The sequence below is a fragment of the Anabaena sp. UHCC 0399 genome (assembly GCF_034931465.1).
Lineage (GTDB): Bacteria > Cyanobacteriota > Cyanobacteriia > Cyanobacteriales > Nostocaceae > Trichormus > Trichormus minutissimus.
This window is the reverse complement of sequence record NZ_JAYGGZ010000016.1, coordinates 17,133-40,428: the sequence shown is the minus strand read 5'-3', so window position 1 is coordinate 40,428 and position 23,296 is coordinate 17,133. Positions and strand designations below refer to the sequence as shown.

Annotated in this window: 17 protein-coding genes and 1 tRNA gene; 11 read left to right on the top strand and 7 right to left on the bottom strand. The window is 40.8% G+C overall.

The window, feature by feature from the left end; all coding sequences use genetic code 11:
* Window positions 1–20 precede the first annotated feature (20 nt).
* The gene (locus VB693_RS11130; RefSeq protein WP_323266320.1) at window positions 21–881 is read right to left on the bottom strand and encodes a radical SAM protein; all 861 of its coding nucleotides are present in this window, start codon (window positions 879–881) and stop codon (window positions 21–23) included.
* 705 nt (window positions 882–1,586) lie between these two features.
* On the opposite strand from VB693_RS11130, the gene VB693_RS11125 reads away from it, so the two are divergent.
* Both VB693_RS11125 and VB693_RS11120 read left to right on the top strand, forming a co-directional pair.
* The gene (locus VB693_RS11125) at window positions 1,587–6,617 is read left to right on the top strand and encodes a GAF domain-containing protein (protein WP_323266319.1); all 5,031 of its coding nucleotides are present in this window, start codon (window positions 1,587–1,589) and stop codon (window positions 6,615–6,617) included.
* Window positions 6,618–6,643: 26 nt separating this feature from the next.
* Window positions 6,644–7,417, top strand: a complete 774-nt coding sequence (locus VB693_RS11120) for a glucosamine-6-phosphate deaminase (protein WP_323266318.1) — start codon at window positions 6,644–6,646, stop codon at window positions 7,415–7,417.
* A gap of 3 nt (window positions 7,418–7,420) precedes the next feature.
* On the opposite strand, the gene VB693_RS11115 is transcribed toward VB693_RS11120, so the two are convergent.
* From VB693_RS11115 to VB693_RS11105, 3 genes are all read right to left on the bottom strand, one after another.
* Window positions 7,421–7,642, bottom strand: coding sequence for a hypothetical protein (locus tag VB693_RS11115; protein WP_323266317.1), 222 nt, complete (start codon window positions 7,640–7,642; stop codon window positions 7,421–7,423).
* A 27-nt stretch (window positions 7,643–7,669) separates the two neighbouring features.
* Window positions 7,670–7,867, bottom strand: a complete 198-nt coding sequence (locus VB693_RS11110; RefSeq protein WP_190706790.1) for a hypothetical protein — start codon at window positions 7,865–7,867, stop codon at window positions 7,670–7,672.
* A 477-nt stretch (window positions 7,868–8,344) separates the two neighbouring features.
* Window positions 8,345–8,668 (bottom strand): hypothetical protein, encoded by a 324-nt coding sequence (locus VB693_RS11105; protein ID WP_190706787.1) that lies wholly within the window; start codon window positions 8,666–8,668, stop codon window positions 8,345–8,347.
* A gap of 825 nt (window positions 8,669–9,493) precedes the next feature.
* On the opposite strand from VB693_RS11105, the gene VB693_RS11100 reads away from it, so the two are divergent.
* From VB693_RS11100 to VB693_RS11080, 5 genes are all read left to right on the top strand, one after another.
* Window positions 9,494–10,675, top strand: coding sequence for a tetratricopeptide repeat protein (locus VB693_RS11100; RefSeq protein WP_323266316.1), 1,182 nt, complete (start codon window positions 9,494–9,496; stop codon window positions 10,673–10,675).
* Between the two features lie 38 nt (window positions 10,676–10,713).
* Complete coding sequence (locus VB693_RS11095; protein WP_323266315.1) at window positions 10,714–12,354, top strand: CHAT domain-containing protein; 1,641 nt, start codon at window positions 10,714–10,716, stop codon at window positions 12,352–12,354.
* Window positions 12,355–12,557: 203 nt separating this feature from the next.
* Window positions 12,558–13,466, top strand: coding sequence for a homoserine kinase (thrB, locus tag VB693_RS11090; RefSeq protein ID WP_323266314.1), 909 nt, complete (start codon window positions 12,558–12,560; stop codon window positions 13,464–13,466).
* 23 nt (window positions 13,467–13,489) lie between these two features.
* Complete coding sequence (locus tag VB693_RS11085; RefSeq protein WP_323266313.1) at window positions 13,490–14,029, top strand: hypothetical protein; 540 nt, start codon at window positions 13,490–13,492, stop codon at window positions 14,027–14,029.
* A gap of 353 nt (window positions 14,030–14,382) precedes the next feature.
* Complete coding sequence (locus VB693_RS11080) at window positions 14,383–15,996, top strand: NAD(P)H-quinone oxidoreductase subunit 4 (protein ID WP_323266312.1); 1,614 nt, start codon at window positions 14,383–14,385, stop codon at window positions 15,994–15,996.
* Between the two features lie 103 nt (window positions 15,997–16,099).
* Here the strand turns inward: VB693_RS11080 and VB693_RS11075 are convergent, their stop codons facing one another.
* Both VB693_RS11075 and VB693_RS11070 read right to left on the bottom strand, forming a co-directional pair.
* A complete protein-coding gene (locus tag VB693_RS11075; RefSeq protein WP_323266311.1) occupies window positions 16,100–16,516 on the bottom strand; it encodes a 2TM domain-containing protein in 417 nt (138 codons plus the stop codon).
* A 449-nt stretch (window positions 16,517–16,965) separates the two neighbouring features.
* Window positions 16,966–17,039: transfer RNA gene (locus VB693_RS11070), tRNA-Pro, on the bottom strand.
* Between the two features lie 153 nt (window positions 17,040–17,192).
* Between VB693_RS11070 and lipA the strand changes: the two genes are divergently transcribed.
* The 4 genes from lipA to VB693_RS11050 all read left to right on the top strand — a co-directional run bounded on the left by lipA (window position 17,193) and on the right by VB693_RS11050 (window position 21,790).
* The gene (gene lipA / locus VB693_RS11065; protein ID WP_323266310.1) at window positions 17,193–18,083 is read left to right on the top strand and encodes a lipoyl synthase; all 891 of its coding nucleotides are present in this window, start codon (window positions 17,193–17,195) and stop codon (window positions 18,081–18,083) included.
* Between the two features lie 50 nt (window positions 18,084–18,133).
* The gene (locus tag VB693_RS11060) at window positions 18,134–19,057 is read left to right on the top strand and encodes an NAD(P)H-dependent glycerol-3-phosphate dehydrogenase (RefSeq protein ID WP_323266309.1); all 924 of its coding nucleotides are present in this window, start codon (window positions 18,134–18,136) and stop codon (window positions 19,055–19,057) included.
* 677 nt (window positions 19,058–19,734) lie between these two features.
* Window positions 19,735–20,985, top strand: coding sequence for an RNA polymerase sigma factor SigC (gene sigC, locus VB693_RS11055; RefSeq protein WP_323266308.1), 1,251 nt, complete (start codon window positions 19,735–19,737; stop codon window positions 20,983–20,985).
* 349 nt (window positions 20,986–21,334) lie between these two features.
* Entirely contained in the window at window positions 21,335–21,790 is a 456-nt protein-coding gene (locus VB693_RS11050; RefSeq protein ID WP_190703469.1) for a Fur family transcriptional regulator, read from the top strand.
* A 241-nt stretch (window positions 21,791–22,031) separates the two neighbouring features.
* On the opposite strand, the gene VB693_RS11045 is transcribed toward VB693_RS11050, so the two are convergent.
* On the bottom strand, window positions 22,032–23,288 hold the full coding sequence (locus tag VB693_RS11045; RefSeq protein WP_323266307.1) for a peptidoglycan-binding protein: 1,257 nt from the start codon (window positions 23,286–23,288) through the stop codon (window positions 22,032–22,034).
* Window positions 23,289–23,296: the final 8 nt, after the last annotated feature.

Below are 23,296 nucleotides of genomic sequence, written 5' to 3'. Positions count from 1 at the left end.
GATTCCTTGTAAACAGTGAACTATGACAAAGCTATCGGGGCGCAACGCACAGGAATTTTGGTTGCAAAGTAAATAGCATCAGCTAAAGCATTGAGGACATCAACGCTGATGCAATTGATTTGGCGAAAATCACCACAGTCAGATTCAAAGGCATTATTTCCCCTAGCATCTAACTGACGAACCAACGCACGGGGTCGAGATGGAATGTTGAGTTGAATTTCATCAGGACTAAGACGCTGTACTAGTTGGATGTAATCTTCTAGCATTTCTGTTGTCCAGGAAGACAAAACCATTGTTTGGATAGCGAGATGTCCTGTATATTCCCCGCGAAATTGGGCAATACCTGCCAAAATATCAGGTAGATTCATTGTCCCTATAGGCTGATTAATGCGCTGCCATTGATGTGACGAAATGGCATCTAATTTAACAGATACAATATCAGCTAGTTGCAAAGCGTCGCGTACCATGCGATCGCCTAAGAGTGAGCTGTTAGTTAAAACTACCGTTGGCAGTTTTGTCAACTGTTTGGCGATCGCTAAAATTTCATCTAAATTTAAGGCTAAAGTCGGTTCACCACTACCACTGAGGGTAACTACATCTATTTTTTCATCTGGTGATAGCGATCGCAAATCCTCAAATATTTGGGCTGTAGGTACAAAAATCCGGCGTTCAGTAGTATGTACTTGAATTTGCCCTAATTGACAGTAGACGCAATTAAACGAGCAAATAGAAACTTCCCCAATTGGATCAATACCCAGCGATGACCCAAATCGCCAAGATTTGACTGGCCCGTAGACTAATGAATGGCGGGAATTTTGTGTAGATTGTATGGCGTTCATACTTATTCTTTCGCTGGCGTGGCGATCGTCGGGAGCATCCACAATTTACAATTAGAAGATGAGGAAGTTGTGAAGCCAAAAGTCCCTACTCATTAGCCTTTTTGATCTAGCTGGTCATTTACATCAAGAGTGGTGAGTAAGTATACACTTATTCACCACTCAGCACTCAGCACCGGCTAAACGCCGCGCTACCGCTAACAGCACCACCACTCAGCATAATGAAAATACAGCGTTTTGCAAGTAAATGGGGTGTACCTAATTTACTTACAAAACGCTGTATCTCCTATATTTTCTCGATTTTATGGTTTCTTGATCCGATTTTCCGTCTAAATCTAAATATAAGTAATAATACGATTTCTCTGCCAATAAAAATATAGATAATTATACAAGTATACAAAGATATAGAGACGCAAAAGTTGCGGTATGGAAAGATTTTCAAATCACATCTTCGAGTATTCTCAGCAAAGACTAAAAACCAGGGTTTCAACTAATCATCAACGGTTTTAGCCTCAAATGTACTCCAGCATTGCGGTTTTCGACGCTAGTGCAAGATGTTCAGTTAATGAATAGCCTGGGTAATTTTATTGCTGTGACTGTAGCATATATGAGTTATATTTAACCGTAATACTTCAAGCCATATGAATAATTAATCTACAATTCTCTGCCAACATAGTACGGACAAAAATATTTTGTTTTAATTGCCAGTTAATCAAGGTGTGTTGAAATTTTTTCACAAAAAATCATGCTATGAAGATAGATGATCAGCAAATCAAGATTCTCTTAATTGAGAACGGTCTAGAAAATTGGAATTGTTTATTAAGAATATTTGATGCGATTAATTATAATTTACAAAAATTATCTTCTAAGGAAATAGAAGTTAATTTAGCAATAGACTTTATTCCTGATCTAATTTTACTGGACAGTTCTATAGCTAACCTCAAGGGGTCAAAAATCGCTCAACGATTAAAGAGTAATCAAAACAAAATAGATATACCCATAATTTTACTGATTGATTTAGAAAAACTATCTCAAACATTGAATCATATTAAATTAGATTTCGCCGACTATATTACTAAACCATTAAGAGAAAAAGAAGTTTTAATTCGAGTAAAGAATCAACTTAAGACTCAAGAACTACGGCAACAATTACTTGTAGAGCAGGCAAAATATCAACAACTAGCCGTTGAGTTAGCAAAGCAAACACAGCAGCTAGAGACAATATGCAATACTGTGCAAGCGGAGAGTAATCTGCAAAATTACCATCAAAATACCAACCCGGCGGCAAGTACCATCAAGCTATGCAACTATAACTCAGTGTTAAGCCAGCTAGCGAAACATCAGGCATTATATCAAGGAGAATTGCCAGCTGTTTTGAGGGAAATTACAGAAGCTGGAGCAAAACATATTGACGTAGAAAGAGCTAGTATTTGGCTGTATAAAGTCACAGGTACTGAAATTGAATGCTGCGATTTATTTGAGCAAAGTCACCATCAGCACAGTACAGGATTGGCCCTATCAGTAGCCGAGCATCTAGCATATTTTCAAATTTTGCATCAAAATGAAGCGATCGCCGCCGATGATGCCTATAAAGATCCCCGCACACAACAACTATCTGAGACTTATCTTACCCCCTGCAATATTACTTCCATGCTCGATACACCCATTCGTTTAGGGGGAAAAACAGTAGGAGTTTTGTGCTTAGAAACTGTGGGAATAGTACATCACTGGACACTGGAAGAGCAAAATTTTGCCCGTTCTTTAAGTAATTTAGTCTCTTTGGCACTAGAAGCACGAGAACGTCAACGAGCTGAAGCAGCTCATCGAGCTTCCGAACAGAAGTTAGCCTCAGCCTTTAGAGCCTCCCCTGACCCCATCGCTCTGTGTACTTTTCCAGAAACACGCTACATTGAAGTTAACGACAGCTTTTGTCGGCTCTTTGGTTATTCTCGATCGCAAGTCATTGGTAGCACTAATACAGAATTAAACATTTGGGTAAATCCCCAGGAATGTCATTTTCTGTCCAAAATCCTGCAACAAACAAAAACTATTCGCAACCATGAAGTTGATTTTCGTACTGTAAGCGGTGAAATCAAAACGGTATTGCTCAGTGCAGAAATGATCGAAATAGAGAGTCAAAAGTATCTACTTGCAACAGCTAAAGATATCACCGAACGCAAACAAGCAGAAACTGAAAGCCGTTTATTGCTGTTGACTACACAGGGCATCACCCGCGCCATTGATCTCAAAAGTGCTTTAACATTAGTCTTGCGTTTGATTTGCCAAACTATCGGTTGGGACTTTGGGGAAGCATGGATACCCAATGATGATGGTAGTGTATTGGAACATAGTTTAGTCTGCTACTGTGAAGAAAACCATCTGGAAGAATTTTGCGATCGCAGCCAGACAATGACATTTGCTGTAGGTGTGGGACTACCGGGGCGAGTATGGCAAACGAAAAAACCAGAATGGATAGAAGATATTTCTCAGCTAACCCAGTCAGTATTTTTACGCTCTTCGCAAGCTGCGAAAATCGGCTTTAAAACGGGTTTTGGTGTTCCCATTCTTGCCGGTCGCGAAGTAGTAGCTGTTTTAGTATTTTTTAAGCGCAGTGCTGTCTCAGTAGATAAGCGGTTACTGATGTTGGTGGGTGCTGTAGCCACGCAATTAGGCAGTTTAATTCAACGCCAAATGATAGAAGCAGCCCACAGACAAAGCGAAGAACGATTACAACTAGCCCTAGAAGCCAGCGAGTTGGGTTTGTGGGATTGGAATCTCCACACAGGGAAAATCTATCGTGACTGGCAATGGCAAAATCTACTAGGGTATACAGAATCTGAAGTCGATCAAAATCAATTACTGAGCCAACAATTAATCCATCCACAAGACTTACCCGCCGTTAAATCAGCTATTCATGCTCATCTACATGGGATGACATCTGTATATGAAATGGAATTTCGGATACGCTGTGCCTCTGGGGAATGGAAATGGCTACAATCTCGCGGTCAGATTGTGGAACGTGACGAACAAGGTGCGCCTTTACGGATGACCGGCACTAATAAAGACATTACAGAGCGCAAAACCCTAGAAAAACAGCTAGAACTGCGGGAAGCTCATCTCAATGCTTTTTTCAGTGGTGCGCCTGTAGGCATGAACATCTTAGACCACCATCTGCGATTTGTCCAAATTAACGAATTGATGGCAGAGATTTCTGGTCAACCAGCAAAAGACCATATCGGCAAGACACTCGATGAAATAGCACCCCACATCGACCCTTTGCTGACACCATTTTGTCAACACGTACTATTGACCGGTCAAGCAATTCTGAACCGGGAACTAAGTATTGCCGTTTCCGAGTCGCGGGAGCATCTACGTCATTTCTTAGTTTCCTATTTTCCCATTCCTGGAGAAGATCATCGCCCCTCTGGTGTCGGCACTGTGATGCTAGAAATTAGTGGACTCAAACAGGCAGAAGCAGCTTTACGCGAAAGTATAGAACGGGAAAGAGCGATCGCTCAAGTCATTCAAAGGATGCGCCAGACCCTAGATTTAGAAACTATTTTTACCGCCACCACCGCAGAATTACGGCAAGTTTTGCATTGCGATCGCGTCGTTGTTTATCGCTTTCATCCCGATTGGAGTGGCGAATTTGTCGCCGAATCTGTAGGTACGGAGTGGGTGTCACTCATCGAAATGCACCAACAAAACCTCAATCTCACCAAAGATGCTTTAGAAAATGGTCGCTGTATCCTAAAAATGTTGGATGGTCAAGAAATCGAATTACAAGATAATCAGATACCAGCGAATACAGGCACAAGTTTTTGTTGTGTGTCGAACATCTACCAAGCTGGTCTAGACCCTCATTACATCAATCTTTTGGAGCAGTTTCAAGCCCAAGCCTATATTACTGTCCCCATCTTATGTGGTAATCAAGTTTGGGGGTTATTAGCCACCTATCAAAATTCCCAGCCTCGCCAGTGGAAAACAGGGGAAATCAACATCGTAGTCCAGATTGGTAATCAGTTGGGAGTGGCTTTACAGCAGGCACAATTGTTAGCCCAAACTCAACAGCAATCAGAAGCCTTACAAGCGGCGGTGACAGCAGCTGATGCTGCCAATCGAGCCAAGAGCGAATTTCTAGCCAACATGAGCCACGAATTGCGAACACCCCTAAACGCCATCTTGGGATTTACGCAACTAATGAGCCATGACAACACCCTCTCTCGTGAACATCAACAAAACTTAGGCATCATGAACCGCGCCGGAGAACACCTGCTCAACCTCATCAACGACATTCTGGAAATGTCCAAAATCGAAGCAGGCAAAACCACCTTAAATCTCAGTAGTTTTGATTTAATTCATCTATTGGATAACCTCCAAGAACTGTTGCAAGTTCGGGCAAAAGCCAAAGGCTTAAAGCTGATATTTGAATATGATCCTCATTTGCCCCAATACGTACAAAGCGATGAAAGCAAAATACGTCAAGTTTTACTCAACATTGTAGGAAATGCCATTAAATTTACAGCATCTGGCAATGTGATACTTAAAGTAAGGTTAGGGACTGGGGACAAGGGGACAAGGAAACAAGGGGGACAAGAAAGTAATACTGCATCTCCCGTGTCTTCCCCTTCTAGCTTGTCTATTTCCCATCCCCAATCTCTCATCTTTGAGATACAAGATACTGGTACAGGAATTGCACCACAAGAACTTGAGTTGTTATTTGAAGCTTTTGGACAAACTCAAAGCGGTAGACAATCGCAACAGGGAACAGGCTTAGGATTAGCAATTAGCCGTAAATACGTGCAAATGATGGGGGGAGAAATTAGCGTTACTAGCAGTTTAGGGATGGGGAGTCAATTTACCTTTGATATTCAAGTCGCTTTAATCTCTGCTGCTGATATGCCCATGTCATCAGTATCTCATTGGGTAACTGGTTTAGCACCGCAGCAAGCACAATATCGAATCTTGGTTGTAGATGATATACCCGATAGTCGTCTCTTACTAGTGAAACTCCTTTCATCTATTGGTTTTGCGGTACAAGAAGCTGCAAATGGTCACGAGGCTGTTGCTTTATGGGAACAATGGCATCCTCACCTCATTTTCATGGATATGCGAATGCCTGCAATGGATGGTTATCAAGCTACTCGCTTGATTCGTTCCCGTGAATTAGAGCATCAGGAAAAATGCAGTATGATGTCGATGACCACAGTCGGAGCAACCCTAGCAGAAACTTGTTTGCAACTGACAACATACGTTCATGAAGTGTCTCGGAACGAAAATCGCCCCATGTCTTGTTCCTATCAACACCATACAATTATTATTGCCCTGACTGCTAACGCTTTTGAAGAACAACGGGAAGCAATGATGACAGCTGGTTGTGACGATTTGATTAACAAGCCCTTCCAGAAAGCACAAATTCTCGAAAAACTCAGTCAATATTTAGGTGTTCGCTATCTTTACCAAAAAGATATTCGCCAAACATTCCATATTAGGCAAAAATCTCTAGAAAAAATTCCAAAAATTGATGATTTATTGTCTTTACTATCTCAAATGCCTCAAGAATGGGTGGCAAAAATCTATCAAGCTGCTGCCCAAGGTAGTGATGACCTAATTTTAGAATTAATCCAGCAACTCACCTGGGAAAATACAATTTTACAAGAGTATTTCAGTTGTTTAGCCCATGATTTTCAATTTGAGAAAATCATGGAATTAACTAATGATGTAGTTAATCAGGAACAGAGAGAAGTGAGAGTAGAGGAAGCCTCTACACCAAACTTTTGAGGAAAAGGGAACAGGGAGAAGAGCAAATGATAGCCCCTACAAAATCTTTTCATGTTGATCGCCTCTCGGTACAGATTTACAAATCTGAATCAGACATGGCTCAAGACGTTGCAGGTATCACCCAGAAGTATTTACAATCTATTCTGCAACATCAGCAGATAGCTGCTGTTTTATTCGCTACAGGCAATTCTCAACTCAAATTTTTAGAGGCGTTGATTGCTTTGGGTGGTGTAGATTGGTCACGAATTACTTTATTTCATCTAGATGAATATTTGGGAATTAGTGCCGATCATCCTGCTAGTTTTCGGCACTATATGCGAGAACGTGTAGAAAAGCGAATATGTCCCCAAACGTTTCACTATATTGAAGGTGATACTTTAGAACCATTGACAGAGTGCGATCGCTACACCAAACTACTGCAAGCACAACCTATTGACCTCTGCTGTCTTGGTATTGGCGAAAATGGACACTTAGCTTTTAACGACCCCTCTGTAGCCAATTTCCAAGATCCTTACAGCGTTAAATTAGTAAAACTAGATACAGCTAATCGCCAACAACAAGTAAGTACAGGACAATTCCCCAATCTTGATAGTGTTCCCCAGTACGCTTTTACTGTAACCTTGCCTTTGATTTGTTCAGCCAAAAAAATCCTTTGTCTAGCACCACAACAACGTAAAGCACAGATAGTACAAAATATGCTACAAAGTTCAGTCACTACAGACTGTCCAGCTTCTATCCTGCGTCAACAACTACAGGCGGATTTATTTTTAGATGTCAATTCTGCTAGTTTACTGTTTTAGTCATTAGTCGTTAGTTTTCCCCTTGTTCCTACTTTCCAATTGCCTAAAATTAGACAAACAAGCTTCCAGATAAACACAGTCTTCACACTGTAGTTCTTGTCCAGGATTGGGACAACCACAAGGGGGATTAACAAAACATTCAGATGGATTTTGAGGCGGTAAATATTTTTTAAATATCAATTGTAAAGCTGCTTCTTGTAGACAAAAAATACAATCACGTACCATCGTGTTTATCCTTAAAAAAAGGTAATATTATGCTACAGACCACCTAATCCATGCTGATACTTTATCTTCCACTACAAACACTCGCTTTTGGGAATTAGCAGTTTCAGCTACAAGCACTTTCAATGTGACTGTGTATACATTATTGATGAGGTAGTTGCCGTAACCAACCACTTTGCCTAGATGGCCTGTTTGTTGGTTAATCACATAATCTCCAATGGATAACATAACAGCACTTCAACATTTAGGAATAAATCAACTACACCTATTTATTCTCTGTAAGTAGATAAATAAAAACTTCATCCTTCTAGAGAATTTTATTTTTCACTTTAGAAATAACTTGTCAATGCTCAATCTATTCCCTAGGATATAAGATTTTTTTATTTTTTATATTAACTTAGTAGGTTTATCTTGGTTTTCATATAGTATTATCAATACTTGTATAAATAAAAAACCTGCACTTCTAGAAATGCAGGTATGTGAAAAAATCTCAATTGCTTGGAAAAAGAATATATGCACTCATTTTGATAGTACTAGCTAATCAAAATCAGAGAAACCTTTGAGGAAACTAAACAAATATTAAGCCAGTATGTATTTAGGTAAATGTGGTCTTTCCTTTAAGTAATTGGTATGGGCAAAATTATAACTCATGACCCATTACTATCACTGATTAGATAACTAGCAACATAAATTACACATAAATTCTTATCTATTGAGTGCTAATTCTTTTTTCCTTTTCATGATTTCCAAATATTCATTGCGAGTTCCATCTATTCGGTAGTGGTCGCAGATTTGACAAAGTTTGAGCAGATCCAAGCGGCTGAATACCTTTTGGCGTTCTATTCCATTATCATTTCTCCAACGCCAGAAAGTTGTGCGGTCAATACGGCGATCGCTCTCAGGCCATCTTCGACGTGATAGAAAATCTATTACTTCTTCTTCATAAAATGAGTAACCTTTTGGCAACTTGATCAGTTCATCTTTTAAACAGTTAAGCGGTATGAGTGGATCTAACGCAGATAGTCTCATGCCAGCAAGCCCTTATAGTCTAGGTAAATTAAATTAAACAGCAGGCTTCATGCAAAACGGTATCATCAAATAGAAGTCGCATCAAAATACTGCGTCATTTATAGCTAATAGAGTCATGAGGTAATTAAGAATATTTATATGTAAACTATCCTTACCTCTGTATCTGTCACTATATATGAGCAACAGTATATTCGACATAATTATATCGAATATACTAAATATATTTATACATAATTTCAACCTCTATGCAACAAAAATCAAATCGTTTTTTATTTGTATTTCTTATTAATATAAGAGGCAAATTGGCAAAATATTTTTGAATAGATAATTTTTCCTACTTTAGACAGATCAGTTAGTTTGAAAATTTACATTCAACAGAAATATTAAAAAATATAGGAATTATATTTACTTTTTTAATAACCAATTTGACTAGAAGTTTGTTGTATAAAGGTTTCCTTGTTAGTATTTTCAGAAAAATCAAACTAGGCTTCCTATACTAATTAATATATAAAAGACAACGGCAAATTGTCCATCTTCGGCTACTCACCGACTACTCGGTACTATATATTTAAAGTACTTTCTGTACCGGATTTCTATTGATCTAGGGGTAGAAGCTTGGGAAGAAACAGAAGACTGATTGTAGTTGTACATATGGCTTGGTGGCAAACTTTGGGATTGCTCCTGGACACATCTTGAGTATGGGGTTTGATGAATTGGAGGGCAATCTTTAAACTTGGGATGCGATCATTGACAAATTTTTTACCTGATTTTGGGAAATATTAAGTTTAAGCAACTTTCAATCTCTCAGAGAATCAAGGTACTTTTATGAACAAATGGAAGATATGTAAGTCAACAAAATGGCACTCTTTTCTATTTGTAGTCAATGGCACTATAGTTATCTTGAGCAGTATCGGATTACTTTCCAAATCAAGTGTTGCAATAACTGCGGATTATTCATTAGAGATTACACAGGTAGCACAGACAAATGTGCCAGATACAACTCTTGCTGCGGCTGAAGAAGCTTATCACAAAGGAAAGCAACTATATCAGCAAGGAACAGCAGCATCTGTGTTACAGGCATTAGGTTTTTTTGAAAAAGCACGTTCACTATATCGAATATTAGGCGATCTTTCATCAGAAGCATTCGCCCTTGGTCACATTGGCAAAATCTACTCAGATTTAGGACAACAGCGTCAAGCACTAGAAAATTTGCATCAAGCCTTATTACTCAGACGACAGGTGGGAGATAAAAAAGGGGAAACTATCACCCTCAACAATATTGGCAATGTTTACTCAGAGTTAGGAGAACTGCAAAAGGCACTAGAGTATTTCCAACAAGCCCTGTTACTCAAGCGACAAATGGGAGATAAAGCAGGGGAAGCTCTAAGTATCAACAATATTGGCAATGTCTACTTAGATTTAGGCGAACCGCAAAAAGCACTGGATTACTTCCAGCAATCTCTTCCTCTACGGCGACAGGTAAAAGACAAACTAGGGGAAGTTCGTACTCTCAACAATATTGGCATAGTTTACTTAGATTTAGGCGAAAAACAAAAGGCACTGGATTATTTCCGCCAATCCCTACCTTTATATGCACAAATAGAAGACAAGCCAGCAGAATCTCGTACTCTCAACAACATCGGTGCAGGTTACTTAGATTTAGGAGAAACGCAAAAAGCACTGGATTATTTTCAGCAATCCCTCGCAATCAGACGACAGATAGGAGATAAACTGGGAGAGGCTCTTACCCTGAATAACATAGGTGCAGTTTACTTAGATTTAGGAGAACACCAAAAGGCGCGGGATTATTTCCAGCAAGCTCTACCTCTATTTGAATCTGTGGAAAATAAATTAGGGTTAGCAGCCACCTTGAACAATATTGGTAAAGTCTACTTAGCTTGGGGAGAAAAGCAGAAGGCACTAGATCATTTCAACAAATCCCTTCCCTGCCTTTATATCAACAGGTGCGTAATAGGGGAGGAGAAGCTCAGACTCTTTATCATTTAGCCTCTGTTCAACGTCATCAAGGGAATTTGAACGCTGCCTTGACTCAGATTAAAATAGTCATCAAAATTGTAGAAGAGTTGCGTACCAAAATTCACTCTCAAGAACTTCGCTCTTCCTATTTTGCTACAGTACAGGACTATTATCAGTTTTACATCGACTTGTTGATGCAGTTGCACAAAAAACAACCATCTCAAGGATATGATGCTCAGGCATTGCAAGCTAGTGAACACGCTCGCGCCCGCAGTCTTTTAGAACTGCTTAATGAAGCTAATGCTGATCTTCGCCAAGGTATAGAGCCAAAGTTACTTTCTCAAGAACGCAACTTGCAGCAACAACTCGACACTTTAGAAAAAAGCCGGATACAGCTATTAAGCGGCAATCGTACCCCAGCACAGATACAGGCTTTAGAAATAGAAAATGAGACAGTTTTAGAACAATATCAGCAAGTTCAAGCAAAGATCCGCGCGACTAGTCCACGTTATGCAGCACTGACTCAACCACAACCGCTTTCACTAACACAGATTCAACAGCAAGTGCTTGATGAGGATACCCTGCTTTTAGAATATTCTTTAGGAGAAAAGCGTAGTTATCTTTGGGTAGTTACGAATAAGAACATGACTAGTTATGAACTACCCAAGCGCGCAGACATTGAAGCAGCTGTTCAAAAGTTCCGTCAAGAGATAACTACCCCATATCTTAGACATAGCCCATCCATAGATGTTCTGTCTCAGTTAATACTTTCGCCAGTAGCCCAGCAACTGCGAAAGAAACGTCTAGTGATTGTCAGTGATGGAGCTTTGCAGTATGTGCCATTTGCTGCTTTAAATACACCCAGTTTATCAGGAAGTAGCAAATATGAACCCTTATTGCTCAACCACGAAGTCATTACTTTACCCTCAGCATCTACACTAGCTATCCTTCGACGTGAACACAAAGAACGTAAATCGCCTCCCAAAACATTAGTTGTATTAGCAGATCCTATCTTTAGCAATAATGATGAGCGTCTGCGTGGTAAGGTTCAACTGTCGCGCCCACTTGGTTTAGAAAGTAACTTAGACAGTCTGGCTTTAACCAGAACCGCAATAGACTCAGACATCAGCTTTGAGCGTTTACGTTTTACACGCCAAGAAGCTGAAGAAATCCTTTCTCTTGTTCCAGCTAATCAAAGTAAACAAGCTGTTGACTTTACTGCTAGTCGCGCTACCGCCACTAGTAAAGAGTTAAGCCAATATCGCATCATACATTTTGCTACTCATGGCATTCTCAACAGCAAGCATCCAGAACTATCAGGAATTGTATTATCGTTATTTGATGAGCAGGGAAGACCTCAAAATGGCTTTTTGCGCTTGCATGATGTTTTCAACCTCAATCTACAAGCAGAATTAGTGGTACTCAGTGCCTGTAAAACTGGACTGGGAGAGGAAGTCAAGGGAGAAGGATTAGTAGGGTTAACTAGAGGGTTTATGTATGCAGGTAGTCCGCGAGTTGTGGTGAGTTTGTGGAGTGTGGATGATCAAGCCACAGCTGAACTAATGAAGATATTCTATAAAAATATGCTCCAAATAGGATTAAAGCCAGCCGCCGCGCTGCGAGCAGCACAAATAGAAATTTGGCGTAATCAGAAATACGCTGCACCTTACTATTGGGCAGCTTTCACTTTACAAGGTGAATGGAATTGAGAGTGGAATGTCACTTCCATTCACTTTTAGTGTGACTTGTCAATGCAGGTAGCGATGGGCTGCGCCCCACCGTAGGCGATCGCGGACTTTTATACTAAGATTTGTAAATAATCATGTTTCCTCGCTGTGAATGTCAGCCAGCAAATTTCAAGGGCGTGCATTTACATGGGATGCTGGTTGATTGGTTAGGTGAGTATTTGTAAATGTCTATTGTTACTTCTGTTACGCTTAACGTTCCTGGCACAACTGCTAATTTGGGGCCTGGTTTTGACTGCATTGGTGCAGCTTTGACTATATATAATCAGTTCAACTTCACTCGCCTGGAAGCAGGTGGCTTCATTATTCATGTCACAGGGGCGGAAGCAGAACGAGTACAAACTGATGAGAGTAATTTACTTTATCAGGCGTTTGTCAAGTTATATCAATATATAGATCAGACACCGCCACCTGTGAAAATTGAGATTAATTTAGGTGTACCCCTGTCCAGGGGTTTGGGGAGTTCCGCCACAGCGATTGTTGGTGGTTTAGTTGCAGGAAATCAATTGGCGGGTGAGCCTTTATCTCAAACGCAGGTGATGGAATTAGCGATCGCAATGGAAGGACATCCTGATAATGTAGTTCCAGCTTTGTTGGGGGGATGTCGGCTGGCGGCTACTAGTCAAACAGGTTGGGAAATTTGTGATGTTCCTTGGCATAGTGATATTGTCCCAGTGGTAGCAATTCCTGATTTTGAATTATCAACTGCGGAGGCGCGGCGAGTTTTACCCACAGAATTTAGTCGTGCAGATGCAATTTTCAACACGGCTCATTTAGGGTTATTGTTACGCGGCTTGGAAACTGGTAAGGGACAATGGTTAAAGGCAGCCCTGCAAGATAAGTTACATCAGCCTTATCGTCAAGCTTTAATTCCTGGTTACGATGCTGTGAATGCGGCGGCGGTGGCGGCTGGTGCTTACGGGATGGTGATTAGTGGTGCGGGCCCGACACTGTTGGCTTTAGCAGATGTGTCTCACGCCCCAGCAGTGGAAGCAGCGATGTCTACAGCCTGGAAAGAAACAGGAATTAATGCTGTAGTGCGATCGCTTTGTCTCGATACCCAAGGCGCAATTTGAAAATTAAAAATTAAAAATTAAAAATGAAACAACTTAACCCTGGCTGGCCTTTGGAGCAAATTCAGTCGGAGATCACAGCACTCAACTCGGAAATTCAAGTGCTTCAGCAAGAACGTGCTGACCTGACTATTAATAATAATGTCATGGCTAGTGAATATGATTCACCTTTGGCTATGGTACAAGCTTACCGTCTGCAAGCCAGAGAAAATCCCCAATTATCGGCGGAACTCAAAGGTATAGATGATGCGATCGCGGCTTTAAATTCACAGGTACAGCATAAACAAACTGAATTAGCCCAGTTACCTAGGAAAACACAACTAATTAGGCAACAACAACAGTTAGAAGAAGCCAAAGAACTGGCGCAAATCCATGCTGAACGCATTAATGAACTCGCCGGCGAACTAGCAAAAGAAATCCGCAGCTTAAAAGCTTGTGCTGATCATCTAAGTCCTTTGTATTGGCAGGTGTATTACAAACCATTCATCACTGGATTTAAAACCATCTCAGTCCCTTATGTACGTTCAGATGGGGAAGTATGGATGATTGTCAATCGCATTATTTAGAAGTGGGGGAGTGCAGGAGTGCTGAGTAATGAGTTGGGAGTAGTGAGTGGGCATTGTATTTTTCTCCCCCTGCTCCCCCTGCTTTCTTTTCCCCAATTCCATCAACTTTTGTAACGGCATTTAAAGTTGCCGTTTTTTATTGACGTTGCAAAAGTTTACATTTAGGATGGACTGGCAGCCAAATTGTATAAGTATTTATTCTGTTTTATGCTGATCATCGTGATTTTGCTGAGTATATATTCCTATAAATCACCGGAATTTTATTTTTATAGGGATAAATAACGTTTACAAAAGTACGAATTCCTTAATATAATGTAATCAAAAGCGGACACAAAAAAAGATTGTTAGAAGTGATGAATCCAGTTGAATTTCCCTGGCTAACAGCCATAATTGCCTTACCGTTGGTGGCATCCCTAGCCATCCCGATAATTCCAGATAAAGAAGGTAAAACAGTTCGTTGGTATGGTTTAGGAGTTGCGATCGCTGATTTTGCCTTAATGATTTACGCCTTTTGGCAACATTACGATTTTCAAAACTCAACTTACCAATTTGTAGAAAAATATTCTTGGATACCCCAAATAGGCTTGAATTGGTCTGTAGCCGTTGACGGCTTATCAATGCCTCTCATCTTGCTCACAGGCTTAATTAACACACTAGCAATCTTCGCGGCTTGGAAAGTAACCAACAAGCCGCGATTATTTTATGGTTTGATGTTGGCGATGTACAGCGCACAGTTGGGTGTGTTTCTTGCCCAAGACTTGCTGTTATTCTTCCTGATGTGGGAAATCGAGCTAGTTCCCGTATACTTGCTGATTGCCATCTGGGGAGGCCCAAAACGCCGTTATGCAGCTACCAAGTTTATTCTTTACACAGCTGCTGCCTCTATATTTATTCTCATCGCCGGTTTTGCACTAGCATTCTCTGGAGATACATTTACTTTCGACATTGCATCCTTGGGAATGAAAGAATATCCCAAAGCGGTTGAATTATTAGCTTATGCAGGATTCTTAATTGCCTTCGGTGTAAAACTGCCAATTTTCCCTCTACATACCTGGCTACCTGATGCTCACGGTGAAGCGTCTGCACCTGGTTCAATGATTTTGGCTGGTGTGTTGTTGAAAATGGGTGGTTATTCTCTCATCCGCTTCAATATGGAGATGTTACCTGATGCCCATGTTTACTTTGCGCCAGTTTTAGCAATCTTGGGTGTAGTTAACATTGTCTACGGTGCTTGTTGTGCCTTTGCTCAAACCAACCTCAAACGCCGCCTAGCTTACTCTTCAATCGCCCACATGGGTTTTGTACTCATTGGTCTAGCTTCCTACACAGAAATTGGTGTCAGTGGAGCTATGCTACAGATGGTTTCCCACGGTTTAATTGCTGCTAGCTTATTCTTCTTAACTGGTGTGACTTACGAACGTACCCACACCTTGTTGATGGACAAAATAGGCGGTATGGGTAAAGTAATGCCCAAAACCTTCGCACTCTACACCGCCGGCGCAATGGCTTCTCTCGCCTTACCTGGTATGAGTGGCTTTGTAGGTGAGTTGATGGTATTCCTCGGTATTGCTAGCAGTGATGTTTACAGTTCCAGCTTCAAAGTTGTAGTTATCCTGCTGTCAGCAGTGGGTGTGATTCTGACACCGATTTACCTACTGTCCATGCTGCGTCAAGTGTTCTACGGTAAGCAAAGTGAAGAATTACATTTAGATGCTGTAATTGCTGATGTGAATCCCCGCGAGTTGTTCATCACCGCTTGTTTGATTCTTCCCATCATTGGTATCGGTTTGTATCCCAAGTTGGTAACACAGACCTATGATGTGAAGACAGTAGAAGTTGCAGCCCATGCTCGTCAAGTATTACCAGTTGTGGGTGGACAACAACCAACAAGTCTTTACTCACAGATTTTCACTGCACCAACACTAGCTTCGGCTCAAGTTGAAAGTTTAGTTAATATTTCAAAGTAAATATACGTCCCAATCAGGGAACGAAAAGTAAATTCTAAATATGAGGGGAATATAGGGGTGGTTGTAAAACTACCCCTTAAATTTTTAGTTATGTGTGGGTAATCTATTTCGGCAGTTTTTTAGACCATTCATAAAAATCATTTTCATATGCTTCTCCACTAGTTTTATAAGCCTTCATACCAGAAAAGAACAAACCTAATCCCCAACCCAATAGGGGAAAAATAGCCCAGAAATATGAAGGGCTTGTCCAAAGATTTAATACAATCAAAAATCCATTGACACCAATAAAAGCAATTAGGTGTGATTTAAAATCATCACGTCGTTGGGCATGAAATCTCTGCCGCTTTTTTTCTCCTATTTCTTGGGTCAACCATTCTTGTTCAGCAGCTTGGAGCGATGCCGATGAAACTCCTAGTTCTGAGGCGATTTCTATAATCTGCTGCCGGGAAATTTCTCCCTGTTGCTGACGAGCAAAAGCTTTTTGGAGAATCTGTTGCATTTGTTCTGAGTTGTAAGTCATATAAATACCTAAGACGGTGCAAAAATAGCTGGGAGAATGAAGTGAGTTTTGAAACTTTAGCTACAAAAGCATTAACAATATATTTATCCGTTGTTACGAACTGCTGAGACACATATTCTATCTCTGAAAAAAGAACCCATGCAGTAATTGAAAACACAAATATGGATCTATTGTGTTCGTTTTTATTGTTTGATATTTCAAATAAAATCTTGTTATTTTTGTGTATTTAGCAACACAAAAAAATAGTAAATGGTCTAGCTTAGGTGAGATAGTGAAACTAATAATCCCCAGACTTTACCAAAAAATAAGTGTAGCGTGCTGTTTGTGCTAGCATTGCGGAGCAAAAGTGTCAATTATCGTCTTAACATCTAGTTATACTAAACTGCGATCATGAAGTGTCTCAGAACGAGTGTAGAGCGACAAATTATTTGTCGCTCTACAACAACAAATCGGGATGACTGGATTCGAACCAGCGGCCCCTTCGTCCCGAACGAAGTGCGCTACCAAGCTGCGCCACATCCCGTAAATTTACACATATGCCTAAACATAGCACAAATTATGAGCCATGCTAAAAATTTGATTAACCCAAGTTCTTAGCTCTGAAAGCTGATTAATTCAGCGAAGGATTTGCTTGCTAGGATTAGATTTGTACAACCTTCAGTGGTAAGAGTGGATTGTGACTGTTAAACCAGACTGGTTACGAGTTAAAGCACCTCAATGGGAGCGCGTTGGTAATGTTAAAGAGATTTTACGCGATTTAGCACTGAACACAGTTTGCGAAGAAGCGTCCTGTCCAAATATTGGGGAATGCTTCCAAGCAGGTACAGCTACATTTTTGATTATGGGGCCAGCTTGCACTCGTGCTTGTCCTTACTGTGATATTGATTTTGACAAAAAACCCAAAGCTTTAGACCCCACAGAACCATCACGGTTAGCAGAAGCTGTACGCCGGATGAAACTTAATCATGTAGTGATTACCTCTGTTAACAGAGATGACTTAGTAGATGGTGGTGCTACTCAATTTGTGCGGTGCATTGAAGCAGTGCGGACAGTTTCACCACACACTACAATCGAGGTACTGATTCCTGATTTATGTGGTAACTGGGATGCTTTAGAGATAATTTTGCAAGCTGCTCCAGAGGTATTAAACCACAATACCGAAACAGTACCAAGTTTATATCGACGGGTGCGACCCCAAGGGAACTACGATCGCAGTATCGAATTACTCAAACTAAGCCGCCAAATAGCCCCTTGGGTGTACACTAAATCCGGGATTATGGTTGGGCTTGGTGAAACCGATGCCGAAATTCGGCAAGTTATGCAAGACCTACGCTCTGTAGATTGTGATATCTTGACCATCGGGCAATATCTCCAACCCAGCCAAAAACATTTACAAGTACAAAGTTTTATTACTCCAGAACAATTTGCTGCATGGCAAGCTTACGGTGAAGGGTTAGGATATTTACAAGTGGTTTCCTCACCTTTAACTAGAAGTTCTTACCATGCTGAACAAGTGCGAGAACTCATGAAACTTTACCCACGAAAGAGAGTGGTGAGTGCTGAGTAGTGAGTGGTGAGTAGTGAGTAGTTTTAATTTGAATTTTGAATTTTTGAGTGGTGCAAGGAAATATAGTAGCAATTTTGGGTGCAGGTGCTTGGGGTGCAGCTTTGGCAAAGCTAGCAGCAGAGAATGGTCATAGGGTGCGTGTGTGGTCACGCCAAGGATCTACAACATTGGCAAATGTTGTACAAGATGCTCAAATAGTTCTGTCTGCTATCTCCATGAAAGGGGTGAGAGAAGTTGCATCTCAAGTACATTCTTTCACCCCTTCATCAGAAACTATATTTGTGACAGCAACAAAAGGATTAGAACCACAAACTATCTGTACGCCGTCACAAATTTGGCAATCAACATTTTCCGACAATGCAGTAGTTGTGCTGTCAGGGCCAAATTTATCTAAAGAAATTGAACAGTCATTACCAGCCGCCACGGTGGTAGCCAGTCATGAATCTACAGCCGCCGAAACGGTGCAACTAGTATTTTCTTCCTCTCGGTTTCGAGTCTATACAAATCCTGATCCGGTGGGAGTGGAACTAGGTGGGACACTCAAGAACGTGATGGCGATCGCATCTGGTGTGTGTGATGGCTTACATTTAGGCACTAATGCCAAAGCCGCTTTAGTAACTCGCGGACTCACAGAAATGGTTCGCATTGGCAACTGCTGGGGTGCGAAAACGGAAACCTTTTATGGTTTATCGGGTCTAGGAGATTTGTTAGCTACCTGTAATAGTCCTTTAAGTCGTAATTACCAAGTTGGCTATCAGCTAGCTGGTGGTAAGTCACTTGTAGAAATTCTGGCTAAGTTACCAGGAACTGCCGAAGGGGTCAATACTTGTCAGGTATTAGTACAACTGGCGAGGCAAAAAAATATAGTTATCCCGATTACCGAGCAAGTTTATCGATTATTACAAGGTGAAGTCACTCCTAAACAAGCCCTTGATGAACTTATGCTAAGAGATATCAAACCAGAGTACCAGTGAATAGGTGACAGGTGATAGGTGACAGGTGACAGGTGACAGGTGACAGATCATATATAAGCCACACACTTATACCCGCATAGCCGTACATTTGTATTTTTTTATATCTCTATACCCTTAGACCCCTACATCCCTAGTCGGAAATATGAAGACAGGTTGAGCGAATGCTAACTAAGTGTGAAGTGTTGATGAAAAAGTGCTAATTGTGAACAATTTAATAGTTGAAAGTATCACTTGTAACAGACCACCCAACCACCTATGATCATCTATATACCTCGAATTATTCCCAAAAATCCCTAGAAAAAATTAGAAAATCGTCAGGAAATCAGTTTCATATCCATGTAGATGTGACTATACCGATGAGGAACATGATTTCCACTGAAATATGTTTATACAAAATACCAAAGTAGCAATTAATATCTATCAATTTTGAAATGCTGACTCGGTAGTTCGGAATTTAAATCCTAATTGTGTACTTAAATAGCTATTGGTTCAATCAAAAGTTCGGCAGCCGAGCCTAGTTCGGTTTTAATGCTTGACACAGAACCAGTAAATTGTTTTGCAAAAAAACATTACTGGAATTCTCAACCGTGTTAGTTCATCTAAAATCACGGGAATAATAGCAACAGTTAAATAGCTGACCGCAATCTATTGTTACCTGGAGCCATAGAGACGATTTTATGCCAGCAACTTCTTTTTATGCAGATGCCGCCTACAATACCCAAAAATCCCGCCAGGTTTTAGACCCTGATCTTACTGCTGATGACGGTGAATTTTCGGTGGATGATCTCCAAGAGTTGGAAATCGCTGCGGCTGATCCCAATAACTTTGCCGCTAATGGCAACCGTCGCAGTACAGACTTAGTACGTCTATATCTTCAGGAAATAGGCCGAGTTCGGTTGTTAGGACGCGATGAAGAGGTTTCCGAAGCCCAAAAAGTCCAGCGTTATCTAAGATTGCGGATAGTGCTAGCCAATGCAGCTAAACAAGGAGATGCAGTAGCTACCCCTTATCTCAACTTAATTGAAGTTCAGGAACGTTTAGCATCAGAGTTAGGACATCGCCCTTCTTTGGAACGGTGGGCTAGTACGGCTGGTGTTCAGTTATCTGACCTTAAGCCGATTTTGTCAGAAGGTAAGCGTCGTTGGGCAGAAATTGCCAAATTGACTGTAGAAGAATTAGAGAAAGTTCAATCCAACGGTTTACACGCAAAAGAACACATGATCAAGGCGAATTTGCGCTTGGTTGTGTCCGTTGCTAAGAAGTATCAAAATCGCGGTTTGGAATTATTGGATTTAGTTCAAGAAGGAACTCTTGGTTTAGAAAGGGCTGTAGAAAAATTTGATCCTACCAAGGGATACCGTTTTAGTACCTATGCTTACTGGTGGATTCGTCAGGGAATTACGAGAGCGATCGCAACTTCTAGCCGCACGATTCGCCTTCCTGTCCATATCACAGAAAAACTTAACAAAATTAAAAAAGCTCAACGCAAAATTGCTCAAGAAAAAGGTCGCACTCCTACTTTAGAAGACCTAGCAATTGAGTTAGAAATGACACCGACTCAAGTACGGGAAGTTTTGTTGAGAGTACCTCGTTCTGTTTCTTTAGAAACTAAAGTCGGTAAAGATAAAGATACCGAGTTAGGCGAATTATTAGAGACCGACGGTGTTACCCCTGAAGAAATGCTAATGCGAGAATCTTTACAAAGAGACTTGCAAAATTTGTTAGCAGATTTAACCACCCGTGAACGGGATGTGATTCTGATGCGGTTTGGTTTGGCTGATGGTCATCCCTACTCATTAGCAGAAATTGGCCGCGCTCTTGATTTATCACGGGAACGAGTTCGCCAAATTGAATCAAAGGCTTTACAGAAGCTGCGCCAACCCAAGCGTCGCAACCTCATCCGCGACTATTTAGAGTCGTTGAGCTAGTTGAAATAGTCAATAGTCAACAGTCAATAGTTAATGGTTAATAGTAAACAAAATCTCAACTATAGATTGTTGACTCTGGACTATTTATTTGCTTACCAATTGTTTGATCACTACTACTCCAGACATCTATTCTTTATAAGAAATTTTGGCAATTAGTGATAGCATTATCTTATGAGCCATTTTGGCAGACATTATCAAAGTAGAGATCGTAAATTATTAGATCCATCTTTCTAAGCTCATCAATTATTTTTAAAATTTAATAAATATTCGCAATAAGCAACAGTTGTTGCCAATGAGTCCAAATATTTGCTATATTCTCAATTAATAAGCTTTGTTGAGAAAAATTAGTATGACTGTCTACACAAATACTTCACTCAAGGCTGAATTAAACGAACGTGGTTGGCGTTTAACTCCCCAAAGAGAAACTATATTACACATTTTTCAAGAACTGCCTCAAGGCGAACATCTGAGTGCTGAGGATTTATATCACCGCTTAGAAGGTGAAGGTGAAGGAATTAGCCTTTCAACTATCTACCGGACTTTGAAATTGATGGCGCGGATGGGGATATTAAGGGAACTTGAACTCGGAGAAGGGCATAAGCACTACGAAATTAACCAACCTTATCCCCATCACCATCATCACTTGATTTGTGTGCGTTGCAACTCAACCATTGAGTTCAAAAATGACTCGATTTTAAAAATTGGGGCTAAAACTGCTCAAAAAGAAGGTTTCCATCTACTTGACTGTCAAATGACAATCCATGCAGTATGTCCTAAATGCCAACGGGCGTTGATGCCACTTTAACCCCAAGTATCGCTACGCGGAAGTCAAAAGGTCAAAGTCAAAAGTCAAAAGTACCTGTATTTTCAGGCTTTGAACAATTGAAAATGATATCTTTATTTCCGCCACGCCATACTAGTCTCATCATGAAGTCAAAAGTTAGAAAGCTTATAGCATAGGCTTTTCGCTTATTTGGAATGGTTGCTGCTATTGGGAGGTAAATTACCTGTTACTGAATTACACTGAGCAAATGCTGAAGCGGGGGCTAAAAGCTTCCGCTTCTAATATCAGTCAGGCTGATACCGTAAAATTCCTGTGCTTGCTTGATGGCTTTTTTAGTATCTTCTGCCATTAAGCCATTTAATTGCCCTTTATAAAATCCTCTTACTTGCAGTCGTCTTTGGATCTCTAAAACATTGAAATCGCTTTTGGGTGTTTTACTAACTAAGCTATGTAATTTAGCCCTAGTAGTAGGCCCAGCAATTCCACTGACGGCTAAATAATTACCGGCTTGAAATCTTTTGACTGCATCTGCTGTGTAAGAGCCAAAATAGCCGTTGGGTTGTCCTTGTAAATACCCCGCTTTGATTAATTGTTCTTGTAGCACTCGCACAGCTTCGCCGCGATCGCCTAGACGGAGTTGATCTTTATTAGCTGCTTGCTGAGGCTGAGAAGTTCTTCCACCTATACCCAATGGGGGTAATTTTGCCATTGTTGCAGGGCCAACAATGCCGTCACTATCCAATTTATAAGCAGTTTGAAACCTTTTTACAGATTCTTCAGTGATCGGCCCAAAGATTCCGGTAGCGTTACCGTAATAAAACCCTGCCACTCGCAAGCGTTCTTGCAAAACTCTCACCTGTTCACCTTCATCGCCTTTAGCTAGATAGTCAGGGCTTTGACGCTTCTTGTCAACTGAATTAGCCGCTACCGTTTGTCTGGGTTGTGTGCTGGTAGTAGCGTTGGTACGCGTTTGTGTATTAGCAGTGCTAGTTTGTCTGGGCTGTGTATTAGTAGTGCTAGTTTGTTTCGGTTTTGTACTGGTAGTAGCGTTCGTGCTAGTTTGTCTCAGTGTTGTTTGATTACTGACAAGAGTAGCTGTTGGCGGTTGGCTAATTACAGTAGCTCCACGCCAACTATCTAATTTTTCTAACGTGCTAGCCCCGACAATACCATCTACAGGTAACCCAGCAGCTGCTTGAAAACGCCGCACAGCGTCTTCTGTGGGGAAATCATAGACTTGAGTAATGGGTGCTTGATAAAAACCTGCATTTTGCAGTTTTTGTTGGAGATTTCTGACAGAGGGGCCTTGATCTCCTCTTTCTAATGCCCAAACACTACTAACGCTACCGAGGACTGATAGTGTGAGAGCAAGGGGTAGCATATACTTCCAAGCCTTACTAGAGAGACGTTTCCAGTCTGGTAGGGTAGCTTGATCTAATAACGGGTCAAAAGAAACTAACTCATTGGCTTCGCTACCTTCGTAGGCGAAAGCTAGATGTAAATACGCGATGTTGTCCATATTTCCTA

What these genes read in the sequence shown, in the direction of transcription:
- VB693_RS11085 (WP_323266313.1), top strand. Translation starts at nt 13,490, where the DNA reads ATGAAACAACTTAACCCTGGCTGGCCTTTGGAGCAAATTCAGTCGGAG.
- thrB (WP_323266314.1), top strand. Translation starts at nt 12,558, where the DNA reads ATGTCTATTGTTACTTCTGTTACGCTTAACGTTCCTGGCACAACTGCT.
- VB693_RS11075 (WP_323266311.1), bottom strand. Translation starts at nt 16,516, where the DNA reads ATGACTTACAACTCAGAACAAATGCAACAGATTCTCCAAAAAGCTTTT.
- VB693_RS11050 (WP_190703469.1), top strand. Translation starts at nt 21,335, where the DNA reads ATGACTGTCTACACAAATACTTCACTCAAGGCTGAATTAAACGAACGT.
- VB693_RS11115 (WP_323266317.1), bottom strand. Translation starts at nt 7,642, where the DNA reads ATGGTACGTGATTGTATTTTTTGTCTACAAGAAGCAGCTTTACAATTG.
- VB693_RS11105 (WP_190706787.1), bottom strand. Translation starts at nt 8,668, where the DNA reads ATGAGACTATCTGCGTTAGATCCACTCATACCGCTTAACTGTTTAAAA.
- VB693_RS11110 (WP_190706790.1), bottom strand. Translation starts at nt 7,867, where the DNA reads ATGTTATCCATTGGAGATTATGTGATTAACCAACAAACAGGCCATCTA.
- sigC (WP_323266308.1), top strand. Translation starts at nt 19,735, where the DNA reads ATGCCAGCAACTTCTTTTTATGCAGATGCCGCCTACAATACCCAAAAA.
- VB693_RS11125 (WP_323266319.1), top strand. Translation starts at nt 1,587, where the DNA reads ATGAAGATAGATGATCAGCAAATCAAGATTCTCTTAATTGAGAACGGT.
- VB693_RS11045 (WP_323266307.1), bottom strand. Translation starts at nt 23,288, where the DNA reads ATGGACAACATCGCGTATTTACATCTAGCTTTCGCCTACGAAGGTAGC.
- VB693_RS11120 (WP_323266318.1), top strand. Translation starts at nt 6,644, where the DNA reads ATGATAGCCCCTACAAAATCTTTTCATGTTGATCGCCTCTCGGTACAG.
- VB693_RS11100 (WP_323266316.1), top strand. Translation starts at nt 9,494, where the DNA reads ATGAACAAATGGAAGATATGTAAGTCAACAAAATGGCACTCTTTTCTA.
- VB693_RS11080 (WP_323266312.1), top strand. Translation starts at nt 14,383, where the DNA reads ATGAATCCAGTTGAATTTCCCTGGCTAACAGCCATAATTGCCTTACCG.